The 9206-nt window shown below is 44.2% G+C and carries 8 protein-coding genes; 4 read left to right on the forward strand and 4 right to left on the reverse strand.

The window, feature by feature from the left end; genetic code table 11:
* Positions 1-210 precede the first annotated feature (210 nt).
* From K8R76_06080 to K8R76_06090, 3 genes are all read right to left on the reverse strand, one after another.
* Positions 211-1305, reverse strand: a complete 1095-nt coding sequence (locus K8R76_06080; GenBank protein MCD4847739.1) for a radical SAM protein — start codon at positions 1303-1305, stop codon at positions 211-213.
* 101 nt (positions 1306-1406) lie between these two features.
* Complete coding sequence (locus K8R76_06085; protein ID MCD4847740.1) at positions 1407-2147, reverse strand: MgtC/SapB family protein; 741 nt, start codon at positions 2145-2147, stop codon at positions 1407-1409.
* The gene (locus K8R76_06090) at positions 2144-4354 is read right to left on the reverse strand and encodes a response regulator (GenBank protein MCD4847741.1); all 2211 of its coding nucleotides are present in this window, start codon (positions 4352-4354) and stop codon (positions 2144-2146) included. The genes K8R76_06085 and K8R76_06090 overlap by 4 nt, the downstream gene beginning before the upstream one ends.
* Before the next feature lie 381 nt (positions 4355-4735).
* Between K8R76_06090 and K8R76_06095 the strand changes: the two genes are divergently transcribed.
* Positions 4736-5587 carry a site-specific integrase gene (locus K8R76_06095; GenBank protein ID MCD4847742.1) on the forward strand — a complete coding sequence of 284 codons (852 nt, stop codon included), beginning with the start codon at positions 4736-4738 and terminating at the stop codon, positions 5585-5587.
* Between the two features lie 20 nt (positions 5588-5607).
* Here K8R76_06095 and K8R76_06100 read toward each other — a convergent pair whose 3' ends face one another.
* Positions 5608-5802 (reverse strand): hypothetical protein, encoded by a 195-nt coding sequence (locus tag K8R76_06100; GenBank protein ID MCD4847743.1) that lies wholly within the window; start codon positions 5800-5802, stop codon positions 5608-5610.
* Between the two features lie 255 nt (positions 5803-6057).
* Between K8R76_06100 and K8R76_06105 the strand changes: the two genes are divergently transcribed.
* The 3 genes from K8R76_06105 to K8R76_06115 form a co-directional block, all read left to right on the forward strand.
* On the forward strand, positions 6058-6627 hold the full coding sequence (locus K8R76_06105; protein ID MCD4847744.1) for a hypothetical protein: 570 nt from the start codon (positions 6058-6060) through the stop codon (positions 6625-6627).
* A gap of 75 nt (positions 6628-6702) precedes the next feature.
* Positions 6703-6930 (forward strand): hypothetical protein, encoded by a 228-nt coding sequence (locus K8R76_06110; GenBank protein ID MCD4847745.1) that lies wholly within the window; start codon positions 6703-6705, stop codon positions 6928-6930.
* Positions 6931-7118: 188 nt separating this feature from the next.
* A partial coding sequence (locus K8R76_06115) for a S9 family peptidase (protein ID MCD4847746.1) occupies positions 7119-9206 on the forward strand: 2088 nt, incomplete at its 3' end.

The raw sequence follows: 9206 nt of genomic DNA on the forward strand, positions 1-9206 counted from the left end.
AGGAACAGGTAGAAAATACTTGCAGGGATCTGTTCCACAGAGCGGCAATGCCGCTATTCAACTAGCTCCGTATATTTCTTAGCGGTTTAGAAGAGCATTCGGATAAGCGTCTCATGATAGTGATCCGCATCAGTCGAACGCGTAGCGGGGCGGCTGCATGCGAGTGTTAACCCGAATCCATCACAAAAGTATCTCTGCATTTCACAGCGCCTACTCAGATGACCCCATTAAGTATTTATCCAACCACTTCACGTGGATCTCACTAATCTCATGATATATTCGTTTACCGGTTGGATCTGCCACGTTTTTCCCTACCTCTATCGGTGATGGAACGCAGTCGATGGGGAAATATCCTCCGAACGAATAATTCGGGTATAAACCTAACACTTTTTCCAATACTTCCTTTGGGGTTGATTCACAGATCTGGCCAAGTTTTTGCGTTCTATGAAAGCCGTTTCCGTACCAGATGTCGAGACCTGGACCAACAGTCAGGAAATACCATGTCGGAAGGCTATCAATAATTAGTTGATACGACTTATATTTACTTTCATATGCCAGCAATTCCTGGTAGGCTTTTTCCTCAGTTGACTCCTTTACATTGTTCCAATATTTCCCATTATGGATTTTATTATCGCAGAACTCTTGAAAGAACTCCTTATACGGAATCACATCCGCCAGTTCTGGACGATACTGTTCAAATCTGCGAAGTTTCTCATTAGGTGCATACGCAGGGATTACGGCCCGTTTGTAATTATATTCATTCCTCTCAACCGCATACATCGTCTCCTGGAATTGTTGCAACATAGGTTTCGAGACCATCAGATTCAATCTGATTTCAAAACTGCTACGTTTTGCTCGCTTCACCGCCTCATTGAGGCATCGAAATGCACCTTCCCGTGATACGGCTTTATCGTGAATCGCCTCCGGGCCGTGAAGCGTGAACTCCAACTGTCTCACTCCCGCCTCATGATACGCCGTGAGGACTTGCTCCCAATCATTCCTTGTGGAGATCGGTATTCCAGTTGTTGGTATGCACACCGGCAATGAAAATGCGTTAATTGTTCGCGCCAGGCTCACAATCTTCTCGATTTCCGGATGTAACATTGGTTCGAGGTCAAGATACGGATATACCTTTACGTTTTGTTCGTTCGCAATACAACAGAATTCGTCAACAAAAGCAAGTACATTCTCGTAATCGCTCATCGTCATTAGCGAGGCAGGCCCACCGGACACGTAGCAATGCCAGCAATCAGTCGCGCATCCTGATACAACGATATCAAAGGTGATTTCACTAGCACCAGGCATTTTCGCTCCTCACATCTTCCGTCACCGTACTTCTGAAGGGCAGCAAAGCTTATGAAGCTGGTTGTATCCATTTTTCATATCTAATGGCATTTAATAAGTTATTATTCGGATGCTCCGTTTACCGGACTGATGCTTCTCGAGATTCCATCAATTGATCTTCCCGAATATCTCTGCCAGGTGACTGTCGTTACTCCATCGATTTCAGATAAAGAGTTCAACAGCTCGTTTTTGTTTTCTATCTTTCTGATTCGAAGATGATATAACAGATTTACGAAGCTGCCATTCCTGTCGATCTCAATATCAACATCATGAATTCCAATATGTGACCTCTTGAAGACAGATGTACACCTGTCAAGCAGTTTCAGAGGATCCCCGCTCTCACCACGAATTATTACATCACGATATTTCAAAGCAGATATACGATTCTCAATCAGCGGAAGCAGAATAAGAACAAAAAGTGCAATACCGGTTGAGGAGATCGCCAGAAAGTATTGACCTATTCCGATGACAATTCCGATAGCAGCAACAAACCATATGCAGGCAGCGGTAGTCAAACCTCTGATAAGATCACTTGTCCTGATTATTGCTCCAGCCCCCAGAAACCCTATTCCGGTAACAATACCAGCGACAATTCTGCTTATTTCCTCACCGGAAGAATCAATCCCGTTACTGAATACTGCGGCAATACTCAAACCACTTATCGTTAAAACAGTGGCTCCAATACAGACCAGAATGTGTGTTCTTAATCCTGCAGGTCTTCCATGATATTCCCTTTCAAAACCTATAAGAGAACCGAGAAGTGTAGCCAGGATCAGTTTAACAATCCAACTGTCAAAATTCATTCAAACCTCCCGGGGACATTCGGAATATCCATTAACCCTGAATCAGGTACTTTAAGGAGTTCGATCATATCCAGCAGTTCGCCTGGGGAATATGGTTTACGAAGAATTCCCGCTCCCATAATCCCGTCTATCTGTGTCTTTTTCTCCATATCAGATGAACCTGATGTGAAGATAATCTTCAGATCAGGCCATTGTATTCTCAGGGTTGAGATAGTTTCCTCAAGGGATTCCTCCAGCACCGAGGCGTCCAGCACCAGACAATCAGGGGAGGATTTGAAATATTCTTCAGACAGGTTATCCAGATCGTCTGTTTTGATTACGTCCAGTCCTATTGAGACCAGCACATCGGAAACGCTGTTTCTCACCTCTCTTGAAGCATCACAGATTGCAATGGATATATTCCCTATTCTCGAAGGTTCCCTTGACTCCACCGGTGAGACATCGAACAGAGAACTCTCACTTATGCTGAAAAGTATATTAAGAGTAGTGCCGGTAGTGCTTTCAGTGAAAACGGGGTGTAGATCAAGTCTGGCAAGAATCGCTGCCAATGAAGATATATGTGAACCAAAGTCTCTCTGAATACCTGATGAATCTGTCTCGGGATCAAGTAAAGCCTCCTTGAGAAATACAGGAATTCTTGTACCGTCACAGTAACTGATCGAAACTGACCTGGAAACTGATCCATCACATTTTGCTGAAAACACCGGATCAGTAGCCGGAAAGGAAACGTTCCTGGCACCGATTTTTATCCTTACAGGTCCGGAAACTGATTCGAGTGAATGAAACACCATTTTCTTTATTATCTGTGAGAAATCACTTAAAGAACACTCTGCTTCCTGGAGAAATTCAGAGGCTTCAACTTCGATTGATGCTCTTTCCGGAAGGACATCATTGAGTGCTGAAGAAATTCTCTCGAGTTCAGAGTCGATTTTAATAACGCCTTTCAGTTCCTTTTCCGAACGTAATGCGTTCTGTTTGAATTCTGTAAGTGTTCGGGCAATTTTGCCGAAATGATTTGCGACCGTAATATCGACCCCGGACAACATCCTGCCCGCTTCAGCAAGGTCAATAGCTTTCTGAATATCAGTATCGGATATATTTCGTGGTGCTTGTGCATGCTCCTGTGCATGCTCTTCCTGTGGCTTCCCTGCTTTCGGAAGAGATGTAACGGTTTTCAACGTTTCAGGACCATGTTCGGAAACCGCTTTCCCAGATACAGCAAAACCGGAATCATTAAATGATTCAATTCTGAAAACAGTCCGGTTAATGCTGCCTGTACTATCAGCCAAATTCAGAGTAAATTCTTCTGCTTCCTCTGTTTCGGGATATTCAAATGAACTCGATTCCTCCTGGTCAAAACATGGCAAAGAGTGAAATTGCATTCCGATCGCGTCATCCAGAGGAATGTCAATCAATGATTCCGCTGCTGAATTCATGTGTATTATCTCGTGGTTGCTGTCAAGTTTAAATAGTGCCGGAGAATCCGCTATATCCATCAGTGAAGAGGGATAGACATCAAGAAGCGTCATATTCCCTGGTGATTTGAATGATTTCTCATTTTCCTGATCTTCTTCAAAATAACCCCTCATTTCGATCTTTCTGCGAATACCGGCAAGTCCAATAATGAGTCCGGGGATAATTATCAGAATCAATACAGCTACAGAAAGTGTATAAAATTCGTACCTGTATTTGTTCAACCAGTCCGTTCCTTTAAGATCTGTAAACATAATCCTCACCAGGGCGGGTCTATTTTCAGAAAGCTGCAACGGATAGAACACAGTAAGATTTTCGTCCATCCCTGATCTATTACGCCTTATGTATGGGATATTGTTAATAAATGCTGACACCGCGAGTGTATCATCGTAGGGAATATTTTCGAATTTATTCCCTGTTAAAGGCTGTGCAATTATATATTCATGAAGATTAAGACAATTAAGGAAATTGGGTCTGAGTTGATGAAATACGATTCCATTTTCCTGAAAACGATTAAACAAAGCATCTGAATAATCCACATTACCGGACAATCCTGAAAGATTCTCAGCAACCTGTGATATTTTTTCATTTTCGTTATTGGCAATTTCATCTGATATGCTATCAGTCATATGCAGATAAAACACAAGTATCACTATAACCGCAATCAATCCTAATATGTATGGAAATAATTCGCGAATGATAATTCTGATAGAGACACCTGCAAAGAAAATCATATTCATCCTTAATCAAATAATCTTCCGTAACCCGGATAATTAGTTTTAGCTAAAAACAGGAGTTTGTCAAGTGCTGTTCTAAAGTAGTATTTCGGAATACAATCATTCTGTTCTGATCATATGATTTATACTTTATTAGAGAACTTCGGAACAATTAAGGAAATACAAATGCGTCTTTACACCTTTTAATTTATTTTATTTCATTAAGCGGGTTGACATATTTGAAAACACTAAGTAAATTAACATAGGGGTCAAACTTAATCTGTATATTCTTGCTGTACACAATACGAAACAGTGTATACTCTGGCTAGATCATACAGGTTATAAGGCAAATACATTGTTATGTATTTTGCCAAATTTATCGGAAAGGAAGGGGTAATAATGACAGATTACATCGAGCAGACCAGGAAGCTTCTGCGGACAGCAGGCAGAAGTCCTAAAACTGCGAACAGCTATCTCTCACATATCCGCCGACTTGAGAACACTTACGGCGATGAATGTGGCGGTCTTGAGGAATCTACTCTCAGGGAGTACCTTGAAGGTCTTGTTGACGAAGGAAAGTCTCTTTCCTACATCAACCAGGCTCAAAGCGCGATCAGGTTCATGTACAAACATGTTCTTCATAAGGATAACCCCCTCCCAGGTCCTGGTCTTATCTCCAAGAAAATACCACTTCACGGAATTTTCAACAGAGATGAGATCAAGAATATCTTCGCCAATGTTCATGAGCTGAAGTACAGGCTTGCGCTGATGCTCATTTACTCATCAGGTCTGAGAGTCGGTGAAGCAACTCATCTTCTGAGGAATGCAGTGGATTTTGAGAACATGGTCATCCATGTAAATGATATGGATGGAGAGCATTTAAGGGACACTATCCTGGCAAATTCAATTGCTGATATCCTTGAATACTATATCGAGACAAGAACGGATGATTCTCCATGGATGTTCCCCGGCAGAGGAAAAACAAGTTGTATTTCTCCCAGAACCATTCAAAGATCGTTCGCTGAAGCCATGCTTGCAGCTGGTATAGATAAGCGAGCAACGCTGGGATGGCTCAGACACAGCTTTGCGGTTCATATGCTTGAGGACGGAACAGACAGGAAACTCGTCCGAAATCTTCTTGGAATATCGACTCCATCCATGATCACTCCCTACATGAAACTTGCCTTGAAGAGAAGCGCTCTCAGGGTAACCAGCCCTGCGGACAGATTTCTGACCAGAAGAAAGAGCTAGTTTCACCTTGCGGGTCGGGATCATCTCCCGGCCCGCTTTCCATTGTCCGCATGGAATTTGCCGGACCTGAGCCAGAGCTTCTTTCCAGTCATCAGGGCAAATATGATTCCCAGAAGCCCTGCTGTACCTATGCCCGCAGGACAACCGGGCTGACCGCAATCAAAGGTGTAAATGGTTATGTTCCCTGTAAAGCACGTGGTTAGCTGAGCTTTCATCGATCAGGTTTCTTGATTGAGGTATGTCCTGTTGCTGTGTTCTGAGAGTCTATTTGCTGCTTTCTCTGTTGACAGGGAGTGGTTTCGGCAAGTATGATCAGTTTCAGGCAGGAATCGGAGGTTTATCGGGACGAATGGGCTGCTTTATATGCAGGTCATGGTATTGCGGAAAATTCATTGTCCTATTGCTATGGACGGAAATAAATTCATCGTACTGTTGAGTACCTAATTCGCAACAACAGATTGGAGGATAACTTGAAAATTGCAACTCTTACAGCTATTATAGTCTTCGCATTCTGCTTTGCCGAAACCGCGATTGTTTTCGAAACCACATTCAATGAGTTGCCCGCTGGCTGGTTCAACAGCGAATGGCTCTTCTCATCATCTTACGCGTACATTTGCGAAAGTGTCTTCGAGACCGGAACCTTCGAAGCCGATATGTATACCAATGGACAACCTCCGATATATTACTTCGTACCGGACGGGACCGATTCCCTGGTCATCCATATAGGGCATGATATTGCCATGTATGGTACTAATGGTAACGCATTTGTCAGGCTTTATTCAACTTCTTTCGATTCCGTCAACATCTTCAATGAGTGGGTTCACTATGACTCTTATTATAGTTCTGATCCGATTCATCACGTGATTGTAGATCCACCACCCGATACCTGGATCGGATTCAGGTTCCACGGATATATATCCGCCACGTACCCCTCCGGTAGCACTATCAACTGGTGGGTATACAACTTGACAGTTACAGCTCACGGTGATGAACTTGCTTTGGAACCAGGCACCTGGGCTTCTATAAAGAATTCTTTCTGATTACGTTTCGGCCTGGGGATCACCAGGCTGCAGGATTAAAGCTTCAGGGTCAAATAGCTGCGGGGTCAGGTCTGATTGTTAACAGATTCAATTAAACATGCTGCATACAATTTGATGGGATGGCTCAGACACAGCTTTGCGGTTCATATGCTTGAGGACGGAACAGACAGGAAACTCGTCCGAAATCTTCTTGGAATATCGACTCCATCCATGATCACTCCCTACATGAAACTTGCCTTGAAGAGAAGCGCTCTCAGGGTAACCAGCCCTGCGGACAGATTTCTGACCAGAAGAAAGAGCTAATTTCACCTTGCGGGTCGGGATCATCTCCCGGCCCGCTTTCTTACGGGAACGAATAATACTATCTCAACTCATTGTGCTTCATACAAAGTACTTACCTTATTGTATCCCGCATTTATCAAATGAATGCATATATTTCAGTTGTATTTGTGTTTATTTTTTTCAAATCAACGCTGCGGGAAAGGAATCTCATGAAATTATCAGTTTACTGCTGTGCCGTATTCTGCATTATAGGAAACGTTTGGGCCTCATCAGGCAATTTGATGCCTCCGGATGTACAAGCCTGTCCAGTTGAGCTGACCATTCATGGAGATGTGAGGATCGATGAGTACTACTGGCTGAGAGATATCGACGATCCGGCTGTCATCACCTACCTTGAGGAAGAGAACACTTACACCGAGGAGATGCTGGCTCACACAGAAGCCCTACGTGAAGAACTCTACAACGAGATCCTCGCGAGGATACCGCAGGAGGATGAATCCGTTCCGTACTTCAGGAACGGGTATTTTTACTATACGGTCTTCGAACAGGATAGCGAGTATCCCCTCTACATGAGAAAAGAAGGAAGCCTTGAATCCCGGAATGAGCTGCTTCTTGACATGAATCTTCTGGCGGAGGGCTACTCTTACTTCCAAATCGAGGGTATGAGCGTAAGTCCGGACAACAATATTCTGGCATTCTCTGTTGACACGATGGGCAATCATCAGTGCACTATCCTCTTCAAGGACCTTATCACCGGAGAAATGCTGGACGACAGAATTCTGAACGCATCTGGAGAGGTGGCCTGGGCAAATGACAGCAGAACGTTCTTCTTCGGACATCTCGATGCCACAAACCGAACTGACAGGATAATGAGAAGGGAACTTGGCAGTTCTGTTGAGGAACTGGTTCATTTTGAAGAGGATCCGATGTTCTGGCCATGGGTCTATAGAAGCATATCGGGTAATTTCATATTGCTGGGCAATTCCAGCAGGGAATCCTCAGAGGTCTGGTTTTTGGACACAGACAATCCAGGCGGAGACTTCACTGTAATCCAGCCCAGAACTGAAAACCTCAGGTATTCGGTTTATCCCTTGCAGGAGCAGTTTTACATTCTCACAGATCTTGAAGCTGAGAATTACTGTCTGCTGAAGGCAGATATTGAATCACCATCAATGGAAAACTGGGTTGAAGTCATACCTCACAGACAGGATGTTCTACTCGAAGGTCTTGATATGTTCAGCGAATTCCTGGTTCTCAGTGAGAGAAAAAACGGCCTTACAATGCTGAGAGTGATCAAGTTTGAAGACAACTCAGATCATTATGTTGATTTCGGTGAGGAGACATATCTCGCATATACATCTAACAACTACGAATTCAATACCGATCTGCTTCGATTCGTGTATACATCCATGGTTACACCATGGTCAACATTCGATTACAATATGGAAACCCATGAAAGCATACTTCTGAAACAGCGCGAGATCCCGAGCGGATACGATGCGGCTTTGTACAATTCGGAAAGACTCTGGGCACCTGCTGAAGACGGCACATCAATTCCAATTTCTCTTGTATACAGGAAAGATCTTTTCCATCCCGGAGATAATCCGCTGCTCCTATACGGTTACGGCTCCTACGGATCCAGTCTTGATCCAAAGTTCAGTTTTCTCCGGTTGAGTCTGCTTGACCGCGGCTTCGTCTACGCGATTGCTCACGTCAGAGGAGGCCAGGAGATGGGCCGCGAGTGGTACGATGACGGCAGACTCCTCAACAAGATGAACACTTTTACCGATTTCATCGATTGCGCCGAGTATCTCATCAACGAAGGCTACTGTAATGAAGATAATCTCTTTGCTATGGGTGAAAGCGCGGGCGGGCTTCTTATGGGGGCAGTAATTAATATGAGACCGGATCTCTGGCGGGGAGTGGTTGCCGGGGTTCCGTTCGTGGACGTCGTGACGACCATGCTCGATGAGACAATTCCACTTACAACCAACGAGTATAAGGAATGGGGAAACCCGAACGATCCTGTCTACTACGAATACATGCTTGGCTATTCTCCGTACGACAATGTCAGAGAGACCGATTACCCGGCCATGATGGTGTATACGGGCCTGCACGATTCACAGGTTGGCTACTGGGAACCGGCAAAGTGGGTTGCCAGGCTCAGGGATATGAAAACTGATAACAACTTTCTGCTGCTGCAGACTGATATGGGATCAGGGCATGGAGGCGCCTCAGGAAGATTCCAGTGGATAGACCGTATAACCTGGATGTACGCTTTCATTCTGGATCAGGCA

Source organism: Candidatus Aegiribacteria sp. (genome assembly GCA_021108435.1).
In the GTDB taxonomy this organism is placed as follows: Bacteria; Fermentibacterota; Fermentibacteria; order Fermentibacterales; family JCC-6; genus Aegiribacteria.

Excerpts from the sequence above, each read along its gene's own strand:
- K8R76_06080 (MCD4847739.1), bottom strand. The coding sequence starts at position 1,305 with ATGCCTGGTGCTAGTGAAATCACCTTTGATATCGTTGTATCAGGATGC.
- K8R76_06085 (MCD4847740.1), bottom strand. The coding sequence starts at position 2,147 with ATGAATTTTGACAGTTGGATTGTTAAACTGATCCTGGCTACACTTCTC.
- K8R76_06090 (MCD4847741.1), bottom strand. The coding sequence starts at position 4,354 with ATGATTTTCTTTGCAGGTGTCTCTATCAGAATTATCATTCGCGAATTA.
- K8R76_06095 (MCD4847742.1), top strand. The coding sequence starts at position 4,736 with ATGACAGATTACATCGAGCAGACCAGGAAGCTTCTGCGGACAGCAGGC.
- K8R76_06100 (MCD4847743.1), bottom strand. The coding sequence starts at position 5,802 with ATGAAAGCTCAGCTAACCACGTGCTTTACAGGGAACATAACCATTTAC.